The following is a 21,983-nucleotide window of genomic DNA, read 5'->3' as shown; positions in this document are numbered from 1 at the left end:
CCGAAAGCCATCTTGCTCGCGCGACCGATGGCCCTGACGGACGCAGCGAGGGCGAGGCAAGGTTGTGTAGCTGGGACAGGACGCATGCTCAAGCGTGGTAACATCCGAAAGCCGCTACCGCAAATGGTTAACCGTGATTTTTCGCGTGACGCAGAAAACGTGAACGCGCCCGACCGCGTCCGTATCGGGCGGGCAATAGATCCTGCTGCTGACGGCCCGAAATTCGCCGCGCTTTTGCCGCCGCATCTTCCTGCAAAAATCGGCGCGGCATGGATTGCGTCTGCCCGACTCCGATGATAGAAACGGCGAACTCGGGGCCCGGCGGTTCCACCGTCCGGGCTTTCGACGTGCGTGGAGACGTGGCCGAGAGGCTGAAGGCACTCGTTTGCTAAATGAGCAGACCCCTAAAAGGGTCTCGAGGGTTCGAATCCCTCCGTCTCCGCCAACTATCCCAAAAAGATACGTGTTATCAAAGACTTGCTTCTCCATTTTTGAAACCATCGCGCCTTGGTTTTCAACTCGCGCGCAATCGCTGTCGGCATCTTCCCCTCCGCGAAAAGGTCTTTACGCGCTCGACATCGAGCGATGGCTTCCGGCCCGTGTACACGCCGGCGGCCTTCGCCTTGGCGATCCCCTCAAGCTGACGCTCGCGGGTTCGTTTCGAAATCCGCGAACACCCCAGCATGTCGAGGAAGGCTTTCCCGTCGACGTGTCGATCGGGGGGCTGTCGCTCGAAGCGACACACCCTTCTCGCGAAGCTCAAGGACAAGATCTTGAAGGTCTTTCACCGAGCGCGCGAGCCGGTCGATCCGGGTGACAACAACAACGTCGCCCTCGCGAACGCATTCGAGTAGAATCTGAAGGCCCTGCGGCCATCGCGCCGCGTCCCGCTCTTCTTCTCAGCGAAGATTTTCAGGCAGCCCGCTCCTTCGAGGGCGGCTTGCTGAATCGTGACATCCTGGTCGGCTGTGCTGACGCGAGACACAAGGGGCTATGAAAAGCATAGCTATGTTTCTTATCGAGCGCGATTCGATGCTGCATTGCAAAATAAGACCCCACAACCTAAGAGCTTCGTTCCGCCGGCTTGTATAGAGTATTTACGGGAGATTTGTCTGGTGACGATCGAGGAAGACCTTGGAGACATCGTCGGAAATGCGTGCACACTCCGAACGCTGCAATCGGGCGAAACTCTTTTCTATCGAGGTAGCCCCACCGAAGGGCTGTTCGAGGTTGTTTCAGGCAGCGTTCGTCTGACACGGGTCGATCCAAACGGGAAAGAAGCCGTTCTTCATGTGGCAAGGGCCGGAGATCCATTGGCCGAAGCGTCGATTTTCATGCCGGTCTATCATTGCGATGCTACCGCGATGACAAAGTCGGTGGTCCGCCTTTATCCCAAGGCGCTGCTGCTGTCCCATTTCGAGGGAAATCCGACTTTCGCAAAAGCGTACACTTTGATGTTAGCGCGACAGCTCATGGATGCGCGAACTCGGGTGCAGTGTCTTTCCATGCATTCCGCACGGGATCGCATCCGACACTTTCTCGTCCTGAACACATGCAAAGACGGGCTTACGGTAGAGTTGCCCGGCACGTTAAAAGACCTGTCCGCCGAACTCGGATTAACGCACGAAGTGCTTTATCGGACGCTCGTGCGAATGGTGGAAGACGGCGAGATCGCTCGTTCGGGACGGACCATAGTGCTTCTATCTCCGGTCATCACGTAAGCCGCAACCGGACCGGATTTTATCGACGATCATGCCATCAATAATGCACTGATATTAAATAATTAATTTAACCCAAGACGCATCGAAACCCCACGCCATCCAACTCGATCCTGTATCGCGAAAGCAACAGCTTTGCGTGAATGACCGCGAAACTCTCCGGCGCGGCGAGCTGTATGATTACGATCATAGGATGTGCGAGAAGGAGCGCTCTATCTTGTCCAGAACGCGAGAGGGGCCACTCGCGTAGAACCGGGTTTGGGGCATTTGGGCAATGACAACACGATCAACCTGCCGACCGCAGGCCGCGAGGCTTATGCGGCGAGAACTACCGACTTTCGTCACCACACTTTTCTGTCGAGGCGCCCATGCGTAGAGATTTGGCGCTTGTTTCGGCATTCCTCATTGTAGCGGGAGACTTCCCCGAGGCCGCGATCGCACAGTCCGCGATGCCAGAGGCCAGAAATACCTCGGAGCTTCCGCCTGTCCGGGTGACGACTCCCGAGAAAAAGAAGAAAAACACGTCGCAGCCGGCAAAAAAATCCGTCACCGAGCGCGACAACAACGGTCCGGCGCCGAGCGCGCTCGCAGACAAAACGCCGAAAGATCCGGCCTCTGAAGGCGTTGCGGATTATGTCGTCACCCAGAGCGTAACGGGCGCGAAAGTTCCGACGAGCATCCTGGATATTCCGCAAAGCGTGGCGGTTGTGCCAAAGAAGATCATCGAGGAGCAGGATCCGCGCAGCGTGACAGCAGCCGCTCAAAATGTGGCGGGTGTGTCCAGCGCCTATCCTTCATATTATCCGCTCGATTACATGAACAGCCTCTATGTTCGCGGCTTTCAGGTCAGCGCCACGCTGCGCGACGGGATGTGGGATCCGACACCGCAAGGCAACTCCTGGCTCGGGAATGTCCAGCGCATCGAAGTGGTCAAGGGCCCTGCGGGACTCTTGAACGGCGTCTATACGGGCGACATTGGCGGCATCATCAATATCGTGACAAAGAAGCCGACGGAAGAACGCGCCTATACATTCGAGGAAACCGTCGATTCCTTCGGGACGCGAACTGTCAAGGTCGACATCAATCAGCCCATTTCACAAAACTGGGCAATGAGGGTCAATCTTGAGGAAGGCGTTTACGAGAATTTCCCGAACCGCTCCGAGTATGAAAAACGGGCCGGAAGCGTTGCCCTCCAGGGCAAGATAACACCTGACGATACGGTGCTTTTGTCCTACGAAAAACGATGGCAGGAGGCTGAACCCTACAGCGGCACGCTCGGTTACGTTTCGGTAGGCAGCGGAGCCAGCGCGACGTTACTCCGGCTTCCGCAGCAGGGATTGAGCTTCAATTTCTACGATCCCCGCTCCTACTGGACGTTTGAAAGCGATACGGTCCGGGCCGAATACACCCACTCATTCAACTCGAACTGGACGTTTCGCTCAGCAGCGCAATACACGACGACCGCTCGGAGCATGGTTTCGATCACAGCCACGCCGATCTATTCAGCTGGAACCGTCAAATATCGAGAAAGCTACAGCGAAATTCATATGGGGCCGGTTGAGGATATTGACACGGATAACCTCATCAACGGCAAATTCGCGTTATTCGGATTTAACAACGACCTGACCGTCGGTGTGCGATACACCAAGGACTGGTTCGATATGAACATGAGCGCGCCGACCACCAGCTTTTCCACCTACACGTTCACCGATATAAACAATCCGGCGTGGTACAAGCCGATTGTCGGGCTTCATCGTTCGATCTGGGGATATTCCGAAATGTCCCAGATCAACGGTTATGTAAATGAACTCCTTTCAATAACATCGAAGCTGAAGCTTTCGGCTGGATTTAATTACACTGATTACAGCTCATGGTCGCAGTCTGGAATGAGCGCAAGTTCTCAATCCGGTAGCGGGGTCGACGGAGACGGAACGGCGAAGCGCATCGGTCTGATTTACGAAATGATCCCCGGTACAGCGCTGTTTGCCGATTACGCGACGACGTTCAAGCCGCAAGGCAACAACGTCACAACGGACGGGACCATCCAGCAGTTTTCGCCGCTTCAGGGCGATCAGTACGAAATCGGCGTCAAGACCGATATCGGAAGGCGCGCCGTTGTGACGGCGGCACTCTACCAGTTGACGCTTGAAAACCAATTGCAGTCGGATCCAGACCCGACAAAAGCAACTCTCGGATATGAGGTGGAAAGCGGCAAGACCAGAAGCCGCGGCGTTGAACTCGATGGCACCTATAATGTGCTTCCGGGCTGGAACCTGCTCACGTCCTACGCCTACACGAACGCCAAGATCATCGACAGCGAAAGCTACCTTGTCGGATCGGTCGTTCCCCATGTGCCGGAGCATTCCTTCAAGCTGTGGACGACTTACGAATTTGACAGCGGCAAGCTCGAAGGTCTGACGGTCGGCGGCGGTATGCGCGCGGTCTCCTCGTCGACAACGAACCTTGTCTCGCAATCGTCGCCCAATCTGGTCGCCACACTTCCGGGCTATGCGGAATTCGATCTCATGGCTTCCTACAAGATCGATCCCAAGTGGAAGATCAGCCTGAACCTGAACAACATCTTCGACCGCCGCTACTATGAAAGCGCGACCAGTTACACGTGGCTGTATCCCGGCGCGCCCTTCAATGCGGTTTTGCGGCTCAAGACGACGTTCTGATAACAAAGGGCGGCCGGCTAAATTCCGGTCGCCCTCTCTCCGACCAATTCAAAGGCGTTCAAGAATGAATCGGCGTTCGGCATGGCCGCTGCGCATTCTGGCTCTGATGGCGTTTGCGTGTTTCGCGACAGCCGCAATGCGCGCGCCCGTCACCCTGCATGAACCGACGGGCGCGACGCGTTTGGTTCATTTGCCAAGACGCGATCTTTCCATTGAGATGCCGTTTCGCGGCACGCTCCTGATGCTGCCACCTTTGGCTGCGGAGTATTTCCTCGCGACAGACGCGCCTGAAACCGCGTCGGGGCTAACGCATCTCAGCAGTGCCAGTCTCGATGGGGGCCTGATATCGAAGCTCTATCCGCGCATCGCCGACCTGTCGCGACAAAGCCGGAGTTTTCCGACGCCACACGCAATCAACCTCGAAGCCGTGATGAAGCTAGATCCGGGCACGATCATGGTCATGAGCTTCCTCGCCGAACCTCTGGAACGCATCGGCCTCCCGGCCTTGCCGGTGATGTTGCCGGGGAACGAACAGGGCGTCGTGATGACGGCCTGCGTTTTTGCCGCCGTCGCGGGGCGCTCGGAGCGTTGCAAGACGTTGCAAGCATCTTGGCAAGCCTCGTTCGACGAAACAACTGCGCTCACGTCAAAATTTTCTAACCGACCACGTGTGCTTGCGATCACGCTGTTGGCTGACGGGTCGGTCCGCGCTCAAGGGCCGTCGACGCTGACCGGACGGCTCATCGAACGCGCGGGCGGAACGAACATCGTCGGCGGCAGCTTCGGCGGGATCGTCAAGCAGCCGATGCTTTCGGCCGAACAGGTGCTCTCTCTCGATCCAGACGTCATTCTGATTTCCGCATCGTCTTCGGTGGCAAGCGCCGCCGCTTTCGTGGAAGACCCGCGCTGGCGCATCTTTCGAGCATCGCGGTTGCGTCGTGTCTATCGCGAGCCGGAAGGGTTGGTTCTCGGGCTTTCGGGCATCGTGGAAACGCCGATCCGGCTGCGCTGGATGGCAGAACTTTTCCATCCGCGTGAACTGGCTCCCAAGCTGCGCGTCATGGCCGCAAAGACTTATGCGTCGGCCGTTAACTTCCATCCTTCAGGAGCCGAACTCGACCGCATCCTCTCTGTCGCCGCCAATGTCGGGATGGCCGATTCCGGGCGGTTTTCGGCGGCATCTCTCACTCATTCCGAGACAACGACACCATGACAACGACGTGCGAGCAAACACAACCCCTCGTCTCGCCTCCCGGTCTTGCAATCGAGTTTCTTCTCGTCCTTGCGCTGATCGCGGCGGTTCTTGCCTCGCTCTGCATCGGTGTTTATCCGGTTCCGTTGGACCGCACTGCTCAGATTCTCTGGTCGTTGATCGTTCCCTGGCAGGTCGATGTGAACTGGACCGATGCCGAGCAGGTCGCCGTTCAGGTTATCCGGTTGCCGAGAGTGCTCCTTGTCACGCTCGCGGGCATGGGGCTTGGGATTTCGGGTGCTGCGTTGCAGGGGATGATGCGCAATCCGCTCGTCGGGCCCGATCTCGTCGGCATCTCTGCCGGTGCCGCGACGGGCGCCGTTCTCGCAATTCTGTTCGGCTTCCCGTCCATTGCTATCGTAGCAACGGCATTCGCGGGAGGCATGCTCGCCCTCTTGTGCGCCTCCACGCTCGCACGCGCGGCAAAGGGAGGCGGCGTGCTGGCTTTTGTTCTCGCGGGCGTGATCGTCAGCGCCTTCTTTCATGCGATACAGGGTATCGTTCAATACACCGCTGACCCGGAAACCAAGCTTCCAAGCATGGTCTACTGGCTGATGGGAAGCTTCGCCTCCGCCGATCAGACGCGGCTTGCGATTCTTGCTGTGCCTGTTCTTGTCGGTGGTGGCTTACTCATGGCGTTGCGATGGCGCATCAATCTGTTGTCGCTCGGGGAAATCGATGCGGCAGCTCTCGGCGTGAATGTCACGCGCCTGCGCTGGGCGATCATCGCTCTCGTCTCTTTCATCGTCGCCGCGCAGGTTTCAGTGAGCGGCATCGTCGGATGGGTCGGCATGGTGGTGCCGCATTTCGCCCGAATGCTGACCGGGCCCAACCACACGAGACTCTTGCCTACCGCCGCTCTTATCGGCGGTCTTTTCCTTTTGCTGATGGACGATCTTGCCCGCTCCGTCACCATGCAGGAACTACCAATCGGCCTGATCACGGCGGCGGTCGGCACCCCTGTTTTCGCCGTGCTGTTCTGGCGGGCGCAAGCGAAGGGATGGAATCATGACTGAACGTGCGATCTGCGCCGCGCCAGCGGCAGGGGCGCGGAATGATCCGGCCTTACGTCTTTCAGAAGTAGGACACGCCTATCAGGGTGAAAGATGGCTTTTCCGAAAGTATAGTTACGATATTCCGCGCGGCAGCGTCTTTTCATTGCTGGGGCCGAACGGCTGCGGAAAAACAACGCTCCTAAAGATTATCTTGGGAGTTCTTCGGCCTACTGAAGGCAATACGCAGACTTTCGATGAGATGGCGTTTGTTCCCCAACTCTTTCAGACAGCTTTCGACTACACAACGCTCGATATGGTTTTGATGGGACGTGCAAAGAAGGTTGGGCTTTTCTCGCAGCCTTCGCGTAAAGACGAGGAAGCAGCACTCGCGGCGCTCGCACGCTTTTCTCTTGAGCATCTTGCGAACCGTCCGTTTCACGAATTGTCGGGCGGACAGCGACAACTCGTCATCTTCGCGCGGGCCCTCGTCGCGGAGGCGCGCATTCTTATTCTGGATGAACCTGCCTCTGCTCTCGACCTGAAAAATCAGGGCATCGTGCTGCAATGGATTCGCCGACTTGCCGCGCAGGAAGGGATTACGGTTATCTTTACAACGCACCATCCCCATCACGCGCTTGCCGTGGCCGATCTCGCCGCCTTGATGCTCGGAGGCGAAGACTATGTTCTGGGACCGGCGGCGACCGTCCTTGCTGAGCCGGAGTTGGAGCGCCTTTATGGTGTGCCGATTAGGCGGCTACCGTTCGTGCATGACGGCAAGCAAGCTGAGACTTTGGTGCCCGTTTTGACACTCTGACGATGAGGCGTTCTGGCGCTTTGATGATGGTGCCCGCAAGCACTTCAGGCGGCAGGCTCAAAAGGTCTTGAGGGTCCGGCAGTATCTGAAAAACGGTTGTCATCGCTTTAAAATCCGAAGCTCTGATTCGACGCTCGGGTGAAGGTGACAACGCCGCCGACTTGCGTAAACCCTCATTATCGCAAGTTCGGAAAGCCGCTTTTCAAGCCGATTTTCGTTCCAAAGAGCCGCCTGGCGCTCGGCCGCAAGTGCGGCGACGAGCGCAAGCGCGGTGACACGCCGCGCCGCTCGCTGCGGATACAGCGGCACCTTGGAAGACCATCTGCGCTATCGATAATGACTACCGGCCAGTTTCATCTCGACTGCGATTCGTCCAAGGCTGCGGATCGCGGCTTCAACATCTGGCGTTAGGCGCCGCCCAACGCTGAGACGAAAGGCATTGTCGAACCCGCCTGACGCCGAAAAGATAGGGCCGGGTGCGATTGAAATGCCTTCGGCAAGCGCGAGTTCGCTGAAGCGCATCACGTCGAATGGTGCGGGAATTTCCACCCAGAAGACAAATCCACCTCCCGGCTCACTTATGAGGGTTCCGATAGGGAAGCTCTCCAGCACGAGCTTACGGATTGCAGATGCCTGCGACCCGAATAATCGGCGCAGTTCGTCGAGGTGCCGACGATAAGCGCGCCCGTCAAGATAAACGGCAAGGGCTTTCTGCGTGAGGGTGGTGACACCTGCGTTGCAGGGGGCACGCACACGTTCGAGATTTTCGCCAAAGCGGCCCGGCACACACCATCCAATGCGGAAACCGGGCGCGAGCGTCTTAGAGAATGAAGAGCAATAAAAAACCCACCCCTCCCGGTCGAAGCTTTTCAGCGGCGACCTGACACGCCCGGAATGATGGAGCTCGCCATAGACGTCGTCTTCAATAACCGGCAGTCGGTGGCGCTCAACAACTGACATGAGACGGCGCATCGCTTCTGGCGGCATGGCAAAGCCGAAAGGGTTATGAAATGTCGGGTTAAGTGCAAGCGCCGCCAATGGCGTGGCTTCTGCGATCCGCTCCAACTCGTCGATGTCTATGCCGCGATGCGGATCGGTTGCGATCTCAACAGCGCGGAGGCCCAGCGTCTCGATCCATTGCAGGATGCCAAAAAAGCATGGGGACTCGACCGCGACCGCAGCGCCGGGAGAGGTCAGCGCCATCAACGCCAGTCCGAGAGCCTCGCTCTCTCCCGTGGTCACAACGATGTCGTCCGGGACGAGCGACACCCCACGCAATCCAAGAATATGGACGATGCGGCGGCGCAGATCAGGATCGCCGTTTCGATGGCCGTAGGCGAGAAGGGATGCACCGCCTTCTCTAACCGCTCTTGCAACGGCGACGGCGAGTTCCTTGTGAGGCAGCAGGGCTTCGTCCAACTCAGCCGCGCCGAGAGGCATGACGGGGCGAGCCGCGCCTGTGCTGATCGTGGCCCTGAAAATCCGCCCGATCAGCTCATTGACCTTGGCCGAAGCGGGTATTGGCGCGGTTCGCGTCGCGGAAGGTGTATTTCCGGCCCGCGTCCTGCTTGTGACATAAAACCCCGAACGGGCGCGCGCTTCAACGAAGCCGTTCTGTTCAAGTTCGATGAGCACACGCGCCGCCGTCGTGGCGCTCACCCCGTGCGTTTTCGCCAGCGCCCTTACAGAGGGAAGCCGCTCGCCTTCGCGATAAAGACCGGCCTCAATCTGGTTTGCGAACTGCTCGGCAATTGCGCGATAGAGGAGTTGGAAGTCACTGCTCATGAAAGCGGCCATCACAAACTGTGCCGCTCACTTTTCACGAAACTGCCCCTGCCGCAAGCCCCGGTCGAACGCTAAACCGGCCTCATCATAAGCGGAGCAAAGTCGCAATGTGGAAGGATTTCTCGTTTTCGGCGACCGTTGCCGGGTTCATAGCGGTTGTCGTCTCGTACGCGGGGCCGTCGCTCATCATCTTTCAGGCGGCGAGCGCGGCCCATCTCAGCCACGCGGAACTATCTTCATGGATATGGGCGATTTCCATGGGCGCGGGCATTTCGGCTATCGCGCTGTCGCTCTTTTTTCGCGCACCGGTCATCACGGCTTGGTCGACGCCGGGCGCAGCGCTGCTTGTCACCTCATTGCCGGCCTATTCCTATCCGGAAGCCATCGGCGCCTTCGTCTTCGCCGCCGCGCTCATCATGGTGATCGGGATTTCGGGACTGTTCGATGCCGTGATGGCGCGCATTCCGAAATCCATCGCGTCCGCCATGCTCGCTGGCATCCTGTTCCGGTTCGGCGCGGAGGTCTTCACGAATTTCCCTGCTTCGCCCGTCCTGGTCGGCACGCTCTTCGCCGCTTACGTCGTGCTGAAACGTCTTCTGCCCCGCTATGCCATCGCGCTGGTGCTGGTTCTGGGCGTCGGGCTATCCGCGATCGGTGGCGAACTTCGTTTCGACGCCTTCCATATTGAACTGGCGCGCCCCGTCTGGACCACACCGGAATTCTCGCTGGCGGCCATCATCGGGCTCGGCGTGCCGCTGGCCCTGGTGACGCTGACAGGGCAGTTCCTGACAGGCGTCGCCGTGTTGCGCGCCTTCGGATACGGCACACCGTCGGGGCCGCTCGTCTGGAGCACATCCGCGCTCTCGGTCGTGATGGCGCCGTTCGGTTCGCATGGCATCAATCTCGCGGCGATCACGGCAGCGATCTGTTCCGGCACGGAGGCCAATCACGATGCCGGCAAGCGTTACATCGCTGGCGTCGCCCTCGGTGTCATTTATATCATCGTCGGCCTGTTCGGAGCGACGCTCGCCTCTCTTTTCGCGTCGTTACCGAAAGAACTGGTGGCGGCCGTGGCAGGCCTCGCTCTGCTTGGCGCGATCATGAACGGCCTTGCCGGAGCGATGAATGTCGAACGGGAGCGCGAACCGGCTCTTCTTACCTTTTTAGTGACGGCCTCCGGCATGTCCTTCCTGGGGATCGGTTCTGCTTTCTGGGGGCTCGCGGTCGGCGTTACGGCAGCGCTTGTTCTCCTGCCGCGTGCGGCTAGCCAAGCCGAACTTTCAGGAAAGGTCGTCGTGACATCGGCCACGCGATGATCCGCAACTTCGATGTTAGCATTTGTCATGAAGAGGCTGCCCCATCGTCGCGCAGGAGCGATGCCGCTATCCGATCGAGCTTGGCCGCGAGTTCCGCGGGAAACCTATTCGCATCGGCGGTCGGATCATACACAGCAACGCGTCCACTGTGATTCACCTGCGTGGGCAACCCGCCCAAATATCAGGCGGCGATTGTTGCGGGCGGACTCGTTTTGTTCGGTTTGCCTGAAGCAGCGGCGCGGCGCACATCGGCGGCAAGCTTGGCAAGAAAGGTCGCCTTGAAAATACCGGGATAAGCCCGGCCTTGAACGACCCTGATGATGAGTGGAATTTGCTTGACCAAATTCGGTATTAAGGTACCATAATGCGTAAATAATGAAACGCGATGGGGGGCAAATGCCGATAGCAGTAGCATACCGATGGGTGATGACGAGTGTCGGGAAACCGTTGATCCGGCAGTCGTTCGAACTTGGCGCACCTGCTGCGGGCGAGGTTACGGTTGAAGTCGCCGGCTGCGGCGTCTGTCATACCGATCTCGGGTACTATTACGATGGCGTCCGCACGAACCAGCCCCTGCCGTTGACGCTTGGCCATGAAATAAGTGGACGCGTCAGCGCAGCCGGAGCCGGCGCCGAACATTGGGTGGGACGGGCCGTCATCATCCCCGCCGTCATTCCTTGTGGCAGCTGCGATGCATGCACGCGCGGCAAGGGCACGATCTGCGCGAAACAGGTCATGCCGGGCAACGATATCGAGGGTGGCTTCGCTTCCCACATCACCGTGCCCGCATTCGGGCTCTGCGCTGTCGACGAGAACCGCCTTGAAGCCGCTGGGCTCAAACTCGCCGATGTTTCCGTTGTCGCGGACGCGGTCACGACACCCTATCAGGCTGTCGTTCAGGCGGGCGTCGGTCCCGGCACGCTCTGCATCGTGATCGGGGTTGGCGGGGTGGGCGGTCACTGCGCGCAGGTTGCGGCAGCGTTCGGGGGCACGGTCGTCGCCATCGACGTCGACGATGCAAAGCTCGCAGCCGTCGCTGCTCACGGCGTCGCCAAGACCTTCAATGCGCGCAGCGTGGATCCGAAGACGCTCAAGAAGGAGATAGCCGGGTTTGCAAAAGGCCACGGCCTTCCGACGCGTGAATGGGTGATCTTCGAGTGCTCGGGGACGGCGGCCGGTCAGTCGACCGCGTGGAGCCTCCTCGTCCATGGCGCAACGCTCGCCGTCGTCGGCTTCACCATGGACAAGGTCGAGGTCCGCCTCTCGAACTTGATGGCGTTTCATGCGCGCGCGCTCGGCAATTGGGGCTGCGCCACGGAGCTTTATCCGGGCGCGCTGGACCTCGTTCTCGACCGCAAGATCGAACTCGCCGCCTTTATCGAAAAGCATCCGCTCGACAGCATCAACGAGATCTTCGCCCTGGCGCATGAGCACAAGCTTACGCGTCGCGCCATTCTCGTTCCCTGAGCATCAAGAAACGAAGAAAGAAGAGACAGAGGAAATGACCCTGAATACAGCGTCGATTGCGAGAGCCACGGCACCCGAAGCCCTGCACGACCACAACCTCGCGGAAATCGTGGTTCCCGGCGTTCGCTATGAGAAGCGGCCAGCACGCACACCGGACGGCGAAATCGTGCCCGGTCTTTTCAATGCGTGGATCACGCTCGATAACCCCGCGCAGTACAATTCCTACACGACCGAGATGGTCAAGGGCGTGATCCTTGCCTTCCGCGCGGCATCGAATGCACGCGACGTGGTGGCGACCGTGTTCACGGGGGCGGGCGACAAGGCCTTCTGCACCGGCGGCAATACCAAGGAATACGCCGAATATTACGCGGGAAATCCGCAGGAATACCGGCAATACATGCGCCTTTTCAATGACATGGTGTCGGCGATCCTCGGATGCGACAAGCCTGTCGTCTGTCGCGTCAACGGCATGCGCATCGGCGGCGGACAGGAAATCGGCATGGCCTGCGACTTCACCATCGCGCAGGATCTCGCGCGCTTCGGTCAGGCGGGGCCAAAGCATGGATCGGCCCCGATTGGCGGCGCGACGGATTTCCTGCCCGTCATGGTCGGCGCGGAAATGGCCATGGTGTCCGGCTCGCTTTGCGAACCGTGGACGGCGCACAAGGCTTATCGGCTCGGGATGATCACGGACATCGTGCCCGCGCTCAAGGTCGACGGGCGTTTCGTCGCGAACCCGCTCGTCATTACCGACCGCTATGTCGATGAATACGGCCGCATCGTCCACGGCGAACCCAAGACCGGCGACGAACTGGCGGCGGGCAAGGACGTGCTGAAGAGGGGCACGGTGGACCTCTCGTTGCTCGACGCCAAGGTCGAGGAGCTTTGCGGCAAGATCCTGCTGACGTTCCCGGATTGCTTCACGAAGACCATCGAGGAACTGCGGAAGCCCAAGATCGACGCCTGGAACGCGAACAAGGAGAACAGCCGCTCCTGGCTCGCCCTCAACATGATGACCGAGGCGCGAGCGGGCTTCCGCGCCTTCAACGAAGGCACCAAGGACGACCGCGAGATCGATTTCATCGCGCTGCGGCAGGCACTCGCGGCGGGCGCCCCGTGGACGCCGGAACTGACAGAATCGCTTCTCCCGGCCGCGCGGGGGACTAAATGACCATCGAGCCCTTGAAAGTATGGCATGACCGCGATGGCAAGCTTCTGCGATTGCGGCTCGCGCGGCCCAAGGCGAATATTGTCGACGCGCAGATGATCGCCGCGCTGACGGCAGCGCTCGACGCACATATGAACGATCCGGCGATCCTTGCCGTGCTTATCGATCACGAGGGGCCGCACTTCAGCTTCGGCGCCAGTGTGCAGGAGCATCTGCCGGACCAATGCGATTCGATGCTGAAATCGTTCAACGCACTCGTCATGCGGCTAGTCGCGGCTCCGGTTCCCGTCCTGGTGGCGGTGCGCGGCCAATGCCTCGGCGGCGGCATGGAAGTCGCCATCGCGGGCAGCCGGATCTTTGCCGCTCCCGATGCGAAATTCGGTCAGCCGGAAATCATCCTCGGCGTGTTCGCGCCACCGGCGTCGTGCATCCTGCCGGAGAAGATCGCGCGTGCGGCGGCAGAGGACATTCTCCTGTCGGGGCGCTCGATTTCCGGCGAGCAGGCATTCGCGCTCGGCCTTGTTTCCGAGATTACGCCTGAACCGGAGGCGGCAGCGCTCTCCTACTTCGACCACGCGCTTGCAGGGCTTAGCCCGTCGTCGCTGCGTATCGCCGTAAAGGCAGCCCGCCTCGACATGGTCGAGCGCGTTCGGACGAAGCTCTGCAACCTCGAACATCTCTATCTGGAAAAGCTGATGTCCACAAAGGACGCATTGGAAGGCTTGACGGCGTTCATCGAGAAGCGCCCGGCCCAATGGGAGGCGCGCTGACCATGACAAGCACGGCCGAAATCGTTTCGCGCTGCGAAGCCATCTTCGAAGATCTGGACTTTACCGCCGCTCGCGCCTGGAAAGACGCGGTCCCCGGTCGTAAAGTGGTCGGCTTCCTGCCGCTCTACGCGCCGCTGGAACTGATCCACGCAGCGGGTTGCCTGCCGCTCGGTCTGTTCGGCGGCGGCGACAAGCTGGAAGTCATCCACGGCGATGCCTTCTACCAGAGCTACATCTGCCGCATCCCGCGCTCGACCGTCGAACTCGGCATGACGAGGCGTCTCGACTTCGTCGACGGCATGATCTTCCCGTTTGTGTGCGACGTGATCCGCAATCTGTCGGGCATGTGGAAGATCATGTTTCCGAACGTCTGGACCAAGTTCTTCGATACGCCGCAGAACTTCGATCCTGAAATCGGCGGTAGCTATTACGTGGCCGAACTTCAGGAGATGCGCGAGGGGCTCGAAGCGCTCACGGGCCGGAAAATCAGCGACGACGATCTCAGGCGTTCCATTGCGCTCTACAACGAGAACCGCCGTCTCGTGCGCCAGCTCTATGCGTTCCGTGCGCGCCAACCGTGGAAAGCGCCGACGTCGGAGGTCTATCTGCTGATGCGGGCCGGGCTGATGATGGACGTCGCTGAGCATAACGCGCTTCTCGTCAGCTACATGGCCGCGGCAGAGAAGGAAGAGCGCCCGAAGCGCGACAATGTCCGTGTCGCGATCTACGGCTCTTTCTGTGAACAGCCGCCGCTAAACCTCATCAAGTCGATCGAGATGGCGGGCTGCTACGTAGTCGAGGACGACTATATCCTCGTCAATCGGTTCCTCACTGAAGACGTAGCGCTCGACATCGATCCGCTTCAGGCGCTCGCCGCCGCCTACATCGGCCATTCGGTCGAGACCTCCTGCAAATACGTCCCGCGCGAAGGCGAAAAGGGCAAGTTCCACGTCGATCAGATCCGCAAAGCGGACGCGGAAGGCGTGATCTACGCGACGCCGAGCTTCTGCGACCCCGCTCTGCTCGACCGCCCGATGATCTGCAAGAAGCTCACCGAGGAGGGCATCCCGCATATCTCGTTCAAATACGCCGAGAACTCCGGCCAGATGCAGCCGGTTCGCGAGCAAGCCGGCACGTTCGCCGATTCCATCAAGCTTTGGAGCTGAGACATGAGCGAAATCGTCAAGGAACCGTCGATGCTCCTCCAGAAGGAGATGATCGCGCGCAACTACGAGGCCATTACCTCGAAGCATGAGACGGGCCGTAAGGTGTCATCCACCTTCGTACCCGGCAACCTCAACGAGTTGCTGCTCTGCTTCGACATCGTGAACAATCTACCCGAGATCAATGCGATCCAGAACGGCATGAGGAAGCTGTCGGGCAACTACATCATGGATGCCGAGAAGGCGGGCCATTCCGAAGACGTCTGCACATACGTGAAGGCGGACATCGGGATGATGGGTGCGGGCAACATCGCACCGAACGGCAAGCCCTTTCCGAAACCGGACGTGCTGCTGCTCTCCTATACGGGCTGCTACACCTTCATGAAGTGGTTCGAGCTTCTGCGTGAGGAATACAAATGCCCCACGCTGATGCTGCATGTGCCGTATGAGGGCGACGGGCATTCGACGAAGAACATGCGCGACTACATCGTCAAGCAGTTGAAGGAAGTCATCATTCCGGGGCTTGAAGAGGTGTCGGGCATCAAGTTCGACATCGACCGCCTGCGCGAAGCGCTGCGCAACTCGGCGAAGGCCGAAGACAATCTCGTCTGGGTGCTCGAATCCGGCAAGCACAAGCCGTCGCCAATAGACGCCTATTTCGGCGGCGTCTACTATATCGGCCCGATCTTCACCGCCTTTCGCGGCACGCGCGACGCCATCGCCTATTACGACGCGCTACGCAAGGAAGTGCAGGCCCGCATCGAGACGCGTCAGGGGCCGATCACACCCGACGGGTCGAACTTCAACGATCAGCGCTATCGGCTCATTGTCGAAGGGCCGCCGAACTGGACCAACTTCCGCGAATTCTGGAAGATGTTTTCGGACGAAGGCGCGGTCGTCGTCGCGTCGAGCTATACCAAGGTCGGCGGCATGTACGACCTGGGCTTCCGCCACGACGCCGATAACCCGCTCGAAACACTCGCGGATTACTGCCTCGGCTGCTACACGAACCGCAATCTCCCGACGCGCGTCGACATCCTCGCGAAGTATATCGAAGAATACGAGGCGGATGGACTGCTCATCAACTCGATCAAGAGCTGCAACAGCTTCTCCGCCGGCCAGCTCATGATCATGAACGAGGTCGAGCGGCGAACCGGCAAACCCGGAGCGTTCATCGAAACCGATCTTGTCGATCCTCGCTATTTCTCGGCGGCGAACGTGAAGAACCGTCTGGAAAGCTACTTCCAGATGATCGAGCAGAAGCGTCTCGGCACGGCCAAGGCAGCGTAAGGAAGGACACCATCATGCGTTGCTTCATCGGCATCGACCTCGGTTCCACGACCACGAAAGCCGTGGTGATGGACGAAAACCAGACTGTGCTCGGTCGCGGCATCACCAACTCGCGCTCCAATTACGACACCGCCGCAGCGGTCTCGAAGCAGGAAGCGCTCGTCGATACGCGGCTCACGTTATTTCGCCGCGCGCTCGAAGCCGTTCCCGGAACGGCGAACGTCGCAGAAGCGGTTCTGGCCGACCTTGAACGGAATTTCCGACACATCCAGTTCGTCGAACAACTTGAAGATCTGGAGCGCACCTGCATCGGCAACGTGAAAGGCCCGCGCTTCGCGGGGCGCGAAAAGCCGGTCATCGAAGCGCTGGCGGAGACGTTCCGGCGGCTTCGCGAGCACTCGGCGACCCAGTTCGCCCCCGGTTTTCGCCGCAAGTCCGACTTTTTCCGCGACCTCGCTGGCGGAGACTTCATGCACAATGGCGAGGCTGTCTGCCGCGAGGCCGGGCTCGCCTTCGACCTCATTCTCAACATCTACGACAAGTCGATCATCGAGGTTGAGAACCGTCCGCCTGCGGGGGACATCGAAGGCAAGTTCATTCGCGCGCTGGAAATGGGATCGCTCGATCAGTCGCTGATCGCCGCGCCGGTGAAAAGCGCTCTCTCTATCCCGCTCGAAGAAACCTACGTCGTCGGCACGGGCTACGGCCGCGTGCGACTTCCCTTCCCGAAGGAGCACATCCGCTCGGAAATCCTTTGCCACGGGCTCGGCGCGCACATCATGTATCCGCGAACCCGCACCGTGCTCGACATCGGCGGACAGGACACCAAGGGTATTCAGGTCGATCCGGCGGGCATCGTCGAGAACTTCCAGATGAACGACCGCTGCGCGGCGGGTTGCGGGCGCTATCTCGGCTACATCGCGGACGAGATGAACATGGGCCTTCAGGAGCTTGGGCCACTCGCCATGCAGTCGACGAAGCAGGTGCGCATCAACTCCACCTGCACCGTGTTCGCGGGCGCCGAACTTCGCGACCGCCTCGCGCTCGGCGAGAAGCGCGAGGACATCCTGGCGGGGCTGCATCGGGCGATCATCCTGCGCGCCATGTCGATCCTGTCGCGCGCCGGTGGCGTGAAGGATCAGTTCACCTTTACCGGCGGCGTTGCGAAGAATGAAGCTGCGGCACGCGAACTGCGGAAGCTCATCAAGGAAAACTACGGCGACGTGCAGATCAACATCAATCCGGACTCCATCTACACTGGAGCGCTTGGCGGCGCGGCCTTTGCCGTGCGCGCGGTCCTGAACTGAGCCTGCGAAAAGGACGAAATCATGAGTGCTATCATTACAGCGGGCGTGGACATCGGTTCTGGCTGCGTCAAGACGGTTCTGTTTGAGATCGATGGTGACAAGACGCGCTGGCTCGGAAAAGAGCTGTCGCGGATCCGCAGTCGCGATCCGTTTCTGCTCGCCGATGAAATCTACGACGCGATGCTCTCCAAGGCTGGCGTTTCCCGAGGCGACGTCGCGTATGTCGCCTCCACAGGCGATGCGGAAAACCTGCGCTTTGCGACGGGTCATTTCTATTCGATGACGACGCATGGGCGCGGCGCCGTGTACCTCAACTCGGAAGCCCGCGCGGTGCTCGACATCGGCGCTCTCAACGGCCGCGCGATCCGCATCGACGGCGGCGGCAAGGTGCTGACCTACAAGATGACGAGCCAGTGCGCGTCGGGGTCGGGCCAGTTTCTGGAAAACATCGCGCGCTATCTCGGCATCGCCCACGACGAGATCGGCATGCTTTCCCAGAAGGCCGACAACCCCGAGCGCGTATCCTCGATTTGCGCGGTGCTTGCGGAAACGGACGTCATCAACATGGTGTCGCGGGGAATTTCAGCGGCGAATATTCTCAAGGGTATCCACCTGTCGATGGCGGTGAGGCTCGCCAAGCTCCTGAAATCCATCGGCGCGACCGACGGCGTGGTGCAGATGACGGGCGGTCTAGCGCTCGACACGGGGCTCGTCGCGGCGCTGAATGAGGCGCTCGTCAAGGAAAAGGTCGCACTCGTTGCGGAGAGCCACCCGGACTCGATCTATGCCGGGGCTGTCGGCGGTGCGCTCTGGGGAGCATTCCGGCATCAGAAGCTGTCGCGCCTCGAAGCGGTCGCGGCCTGATTGCTCATGACGCAGAGAGAAAACGACGCCTTCGCGGAGCGCACAGCCATCGTGACGGGCGGATCGCGCGGCATCGGACGCGCCATTGCCGAAGGGTTGAAGGCGGGCGGCGCGCGTGTCGTCATCTTCGACCGCACCGAAGGCGACGCGACGGGAATGGAGTTCCGCGCGGTCGACATCGCAAACAGCGCTGCGGTTGCGGCGGCGGTCGGCGCGCTCGATCGCCCGCCTGACCTCCTCGTCAACAATGCCGGCATCACCCGCGACCGCTCGCTGATGAAGATGAGCGACGAGGAATGGCAAGGGGTGCTGGACGTGAACCTCACGGGCGCGTTCATGATGCTCCGCGCGGTTGCTCCGGCGATGTGCGCGCAAGGGTTCGGGCGCATCGTGAACGTCGTATCGATCAATGGCCTGCGCGGAAAGTTCGGGCAGGCGAACTATGCTGCATCCAAGGCCGGGCTCGTCGGGCTGACGAAAACCGCCGCCCGCGAGCTTGGGCCAAAGGGCGTGACCGTGAACGCCGTCGCGCCCGGCATGGTGCTGACCGAAATGACGCTTGCTCTCGCCGAAGACGTCCGTCGCAAGGCGCTCGATGAGAGCGCGTTGAAAAAGCTGCCGGGCGTCGGCGACATCGCGGATGCAGTGCTGTTCCTCCTGTCCGATCGTGCCAGCTTCATCACCGGACAGGTGCTGAAGGTCGACGCGGGCCAGTATATCTGAGCGCTATCGGGCGACGCTTCGGCGCTCTGACGGCTTTGGCGCGCTGCTGCGCCGGGCGATCTTGAGCATGGTATCGATGGTGATCGAAGACAGCGTCGCGCGGGCCGTATCCTCGATCTCGTTCATCACAAGGCGCAGGGCTTGCCCCTCGCTCGTGTCGTCGCCCGCCTCGATGCCGCCCGTTGTCGGTCCGATGGGCTCGAAGATAGCGATGATATCGAACAAGGTCAGGCGCTTTGGATTGCCGACAAAGCGATAGCCGCCGCCAACGCCGCGCGCGGCATCGACGATCCCTTCCCGGCCAAGCGTGCGCAAAACCTTGGCCAAATGGTTCGGCGAGATAGAGTATTTCTCCGCGATATCGACTGCCGACATCTGCCGGTCAGGCTGAGAGGCCAGTTCCAGAACCGAAAAAATGGCGTGCCGTGTTGCGACCTGAAGCCTCATTCGTCGAGATCCTTCTCAAGTTCTACAAACGGTCCGGCCATCATTCCCTGGGCGCGGAAGAAAGACATGACGAGTTGCGCATCGCGAGCGACCATGGTGCGAACCTTTGTTATACCGGCGCGGCGAAAGGCGTCGCAGATTGCCTGGAAAAGGTCGGCGCCCATGCCCGACAGCCGGGTATTCGGATCGACCGCGATTGCGAAGACCCAGCCACATGGCGGCGAGCCGAATTCCCACGCACGGATTTCTCCAGCGATGAACCCGACAAGGACATCGCCTTTGACGGCGACGAGCAGGAAATGCTGGTTCCGCCGCGACTGGCAATCCTTGAAGAGCGCCTCCCAGTAGGTCGACTTCGGCATCGACGTAACGGCGGCATCGAGGCGAACGATATGCTCGATATCGGCGGCGCTGGCAGGGCGGATAATGAAGGCCTGTTCTTTCGTCATCGATAGTTCGGTCTCCTCTGGCCACCTTCACCGAATCGCTCAATCCATCATTCTCGTACCGATTTGCGCCTTAAACGAAGCCTTGACAAGAAGTTGATAATGGCGTTACCTAAAACGGTAAAACAGTACCGGTTTACCGCAAACAAAGAAACCGGCAAGAAAAGACCAAGGGACGAAACGCGCAGAGCGCGCCTTAGCAAGAGGTGGGTGGATGGGACTGCTGGTCGAGGCTGGGGCGGAAATTCGTTTCCCGCAGGTTTTTAATGTCGCCTCGGAGTTCATCGACCGCCACCTTCGCGAGGGTAGGGCGGCGAAGGTCGCCGTGCGAACCCGAAAAGGAGACACCACCTACGGCGAGCTTTACGAAGGCGTGAACCGCACGGCCAACTTCCTTGACGCCGCGCCAGTTGGCCGTGGCGAGCGCGTCCTGATGATCGTGAAGGACAGCGTCGAGTTCTTCTTCGTGTTCTGGGGGGCGATCAAGGCGGGCGTCGTTCCCGTGCCGGTCAATACGCTTCTGCGCGCGAAGGATTATGCCTTCATCATCGAAAATTCGGCGTGTGCCGGGCTCATCTATTCGCCGGAGTATGCGGGCGAAGTCGAGGCGGCGCTCGCAAGTATTCGGTACCTGCCGGGGCTCGTCCTGAAGATTGCTGACGATGGCGACACGCTTGCGAGCCGGATCGCGCCGTATTCCGCCGAGTTCACCGCCGTCGAGGCGTCGCCCACCGATGAATGCTTCTGGCTCTACTCGTCAGGCTCGACGGGCAATCCGAAGGGCGCGGTTCATCTTCAGCGCGACATGGTCGTTTCGAGCGAATTCTACGGCGTCCGAACGCTCGGCGCGGTCGAAGACGATGTGTTCTTTTCAGCTGCAAAGCTGTTCTTCGCCTACGGCCTTGGCAACGGGATGACATTTCCGCTCTGGGTCGGCGGCACTGCGGTGCTGCTCGATGAGAAGCCGACGCCGTCGAACACGTTTGCCATGATCGAGACCTACCGCCCGACCCTGTTTTTCGGCGTTCCCACGCTTTATGCAGCTCAGCTGCAGGCGCTTGAAAATGTGACGCCTGATTTGTCGTCGCTACGCATGTGCGTCTCTGCGGGCGAGGCGCTTCCCGCCGATATCTTCCGCCGGTGGCGCGAGCACACGGGCACTCTCATCCTCGACGGGGTCGGCTCGACGGAAGCGCTTCACATCTTCATCTCGAACCGCGTCGGCCAGTTCAAACCCGGATCGAGCGGCCTCGTCGTGGAAGGCTATGACGCCAAGGTCGTCGACGAGGCGGGCCGCACCGTGCCGACCGGCGAAACGGGGCGCCTCTTCATCAAGGGGCTTTCGATGGCCAAATACTATTGGCGAAACCCGGAAAAGACCGCCGAGACGATGCTCGGCGAATGGATCAATACCGGCGACACCTATTATCGCGACGAAGACGGCTATTTCTTCTACTGCGGCCGCTCGGACGACATGCTGAAGGTCGGTGGCATCTGGTGTTCGCCCTTCGAGATCGAATCGACGCTCATCGAACATCCGACCGTTTTCGAGGTGGCCGTGGTCGGTCGCGCGGACACGGAAGGGCTCGTGAAGCCCGAAGCCTGGATCGTGCTGCACGACGAGGCACGACCGACCGAAGCGCTCGAAGACGAATTGCGCACCTTCTGCAAGACGAAACTCGCGCCCTACAAATTTCCCCGCCGTTTCCATTTCGTGGACAGCCTTCCCAAGACCGCGACCGGGAAGATCCAGCGCTACCGTTTGCGTGCGGAGGAATAG

General features: G+C 60.1%; 18 protein-coding genes, 1 tRNA gene and 1 pseudogene. 16 read left to right on the top strand and 4 right to left on the bottom strand.

Going from position 1 to position 21,983, the window contains the following annotated elements; genetic code table 11:
- Positions 1–353 precede the first annotated feature (353 nt).
- Positions 354–445, top strand: a tRNA-Ser gene (locus QM659_RS05750).
- A 190-nt stretch (positions 446–635) separates the two neighbouring features.
- Here the strand turns inward: QM659_RS05750 and QM659_RS05745 are convergent.
- Positions 636–985 (bottom strand): annotated as a pseudogene (locus tag QM659_RS05745) (recombinase family protein).
- Between the two features lie 130 nt (positions 986–1,115).
- Between QM659_RS05745 and QM659_RS05740 the strand changes: the two are divergent.
- The 5 genes from QM659_RS05740 (at position 1,116) to QM659_RS05720 (ending at position 7,457) form a co-directional block, all read left to right on the top strand.
- Positions 1,116–1,721, top strand: a complete 606-nt coding sequence (locus QM659_RS05740; protein ID WP_415187697.1) for a Crp/Fnr family transcriptional regulator — start codon at positions 1,116–1,118, stop codon at positions 1,719–1,721.
- Positions 1,722–2,086: 365 nt separating this feature from the next.
- Positions 2,087–4,396 (top strand): TonB-dependent siderophore receptor, encoded by a 2,310-nt coding sequence (locus QM659_RS05735; protein ID WP_415187696.1) that lies wholly within the window; start codon positions 2,087–2,089, stop codon positions 4,394–4,396.
- 64 nt (positions 4,397–4,460) lie between these two features.
- On the top strand, positions 4,461–5,609 hold the full coding sequence (locus QM659_RS05730; protein ID WP_415187695.1) for an ABC transporter substrate-binding protein: 1,149 nt from the start codon (positions 4,461–4,463) through the stop codon (positions 5,607–5,609).
- Positions 5,606–6,664 (top strand): FecCD family ABC transporter permease, encoded by a 1,059-nt coding sequence (locus QM659_RS05725; protein WP_303485761.1) that lies wholly within the window; start codon positions 5,606–5,608, stop codon positions 6,662–6,664. The genes QM659_RS05730 and QM659_RS05725 overlap by 4 nt, the downstream gene beginning before the upstream one ends.
- Positions 6,657–7,457, top strand: coding sequence for an ABC transporter ATP-binding protein (locus QM659_RS05720; RefSeq protein WP_415187694.1), 801 nt, complete (start codon positions 6,657–6,659; stop codon positions 7,455–7,457). The genes QM659_RS05725 and QM659_RS05720 overlap by 8 nt, the downstream gene beginning before the upstream one ends.
- A 327-nt stretch (positions 7,458–7,784) precedes the next feature.
- Here QM659_RS05720 and QM659_RS05715 read toward each other — a convergent pair whose 3' ends face one another.
- Positions 7,785–9,242: a PLP-dependent aminotransferase family protein gene (locus QM659_RS05715; protein ID WP_415187693.1), complete on the bottom strand. Its 1,458-nt coding sequence runs from the start codon at positions 9,240–9,242 to the stop codon at positions 7,785–7,787.
- Positions 9,243–9,349: 107 nt separating this feature from the next.
- Here QM659_RS05715 and QM659_RS05710 point away from each other — a divergent pair, with 107 nt between their 5' ends.
- From QM659_RS05710 to fabG, 9 genes are all read left to right on the top strand, one after another.
- A complete protein-coding gene (locus QM659_RS05710) occupies positions 9,350–10,558 on the top strand; it encodes a benzoate/H(+) symporter BenE family transporter (RefSeq protein ID WP_415187692.1) in 1,209 nt (402 codons plus the stop codon).
- A 396-nt stretch (positions 10,559–10,954) separates the two neighbouring features.
- On the top strand, positions 10,955–12,025 hold the full coding sequence (had, locus tag QM659_RS05705; RefSeq protein WP_415187691.1) for a 6-hydroxycyclohex-1-ene-1-carbonyl-CoA dehydrogenase: 1,071 nt from the start codon (positions 10,955–10,957) through the stop codon (positions 12,023–12,025).
- Positions 12,026–12,059: 34 nt separating this feature from the next.
- Positions 12,060–13,196, top strand: a complete 1,137-nt coding sequence (gene oah, locus QM659_RS05700; RefSeq protein WP_415187690.1) for a 6-oxocyclohex-1-ene-1-carbonyl-CoA hydratase — start codon at positions 12,060–12,062, stop codon at positions 13,194–13,196.
- On the top strand, positions 13,193–13,963 hold the full coding sequence (locus tag QM659_RS05695; RefSeq protein ID WP_415187689.1) for a cyclohexa-1,5-dienecarbonyl-CoA hydratase: 771 nt from the start codon (positions 13,193–13,195) through the stop codon (positions 13,961–13,963). Before oah ends, QM659_RS05695 begins: the two co-directional genes overlap by 4 nt.
- A gap of 2 nt (positions 13,964–13,965) precedes the next feature.
- A complete protein-coding gene (gene bcrC / locus QM659_RS05690) occupies positions 13,966–15,129 on the top strand; it encodes a benzoyl-CoA reductase subunit C (protein WP_415187688.1) in 1,164 nt (387 codons plus the stop codon).
- Positions 15,130–15,132: 3 nt separating this feature from the next.
- The gene (gene bcrB, locus QM659_RS05685) at positions 15,133–16,416 is read left to right on the top strand and encodes a benzoyl-CoA reductase subunit B (RefSeq protein WP_127077331.1); all 1,284 of its coding nucleotides are present in this window, start codon (positions 15,133–15,135) and stop codon (positions 16,414–16,416) included.
- Between the two features lie 14 nt (positions 16,417–16,430).
- On the top strand, positions 16,431–17,723 hold the full coding sequence (bcrA, locus tag QM659_RS05680; RefSeq protein WP_415187687.1) for a benzoyl-CoA reductase subunit A: 1,293 nt from the start codon (positions 16,431–16,433) through the stop codon (positions 17,721–17,723).
- Positions 17,724–17,744: 21 nt separating this feature from the next.
- Entirely contained in the window at positions 17,745–18,587 is an 843-nt protein-coding gene (gene bcrD / locus QM659_RS05675; protein ID WP_303485788.1) for a benzoyl-CoA reductase subunit D, read from the top strand.
- A gap of 6 nt (positions 18,588–18,593) precedes the next feature.
- Positions 18,594–19,310 (top strand): 3-oxoacyl-ACP reductase FabG, encoded by a 717-nt coding sequence (gene fabG / locus QM659_RS05670; protein WP_415187686.1) that lies wholly within the window; start codon positions 18,594–18,596, stop codon positions 19,308–19,310.
- A 3-nt stretch (positions 19,311–19,313) separates the two neighbouring features.
- Here fabG and QM659_RS05665 read toward each other — a convergent pair whose 3' ends face one another.
- Positions 19,314–19,757 (bottom strand): Rrf2 family transcriptional regulator, encoded by a 444-nt coding sequence (locus QM659_RS05665; protein WP_303485794.1) that lies wholly within the window; start codon positions 19,755–19,757, stop codon positions 19,314–19,316.
- The gene (locus QM659_RS05660) at positions 19,754–20,206 is read right to left on the bottom strand and encodes a GNAT family N-acetyltransferase (RefSeq protein ID WP_127077326.1); all 453 of its coding nucleotides are present in this window, start codon (positions 20,204–20,206) and stop codon (positions 19,754–19,756) included. The genes QM659_RS05665 and QM659_RS05660 overlap by 4 nt, the downstream gene beginning before the upstream one ends.
- A gap of 211 nt (positions 20,207–20,417) precedes the next feature.
- On the opposite strand from QM659_RS05660, the gene QM659_RS05655 reads away from it, so the two are divergent.
- Entirely contained in the window at positions 20,418–21,983 is a 1,566-nt protein-coding gene (locus QM659_RS05655; protein ID WP_415187685.1) for a benzoate-CoA ligase family protein, read from the top strand.

This window comes from Rhodomicrobium sp. (genome assembly GCF_047605405.1).
GTDB classification, from domain to species: domain Bacteria; phylum Pseudomonadota; class Alphaproteobacteria; order Rhizobiales; family Rhodomicrobiaceae; genus Rhodomicrobium; species Rhodomicrobium lacus.
This window is presented reverse-complemented; position numbering and strand designations above follow the sequence as displayed.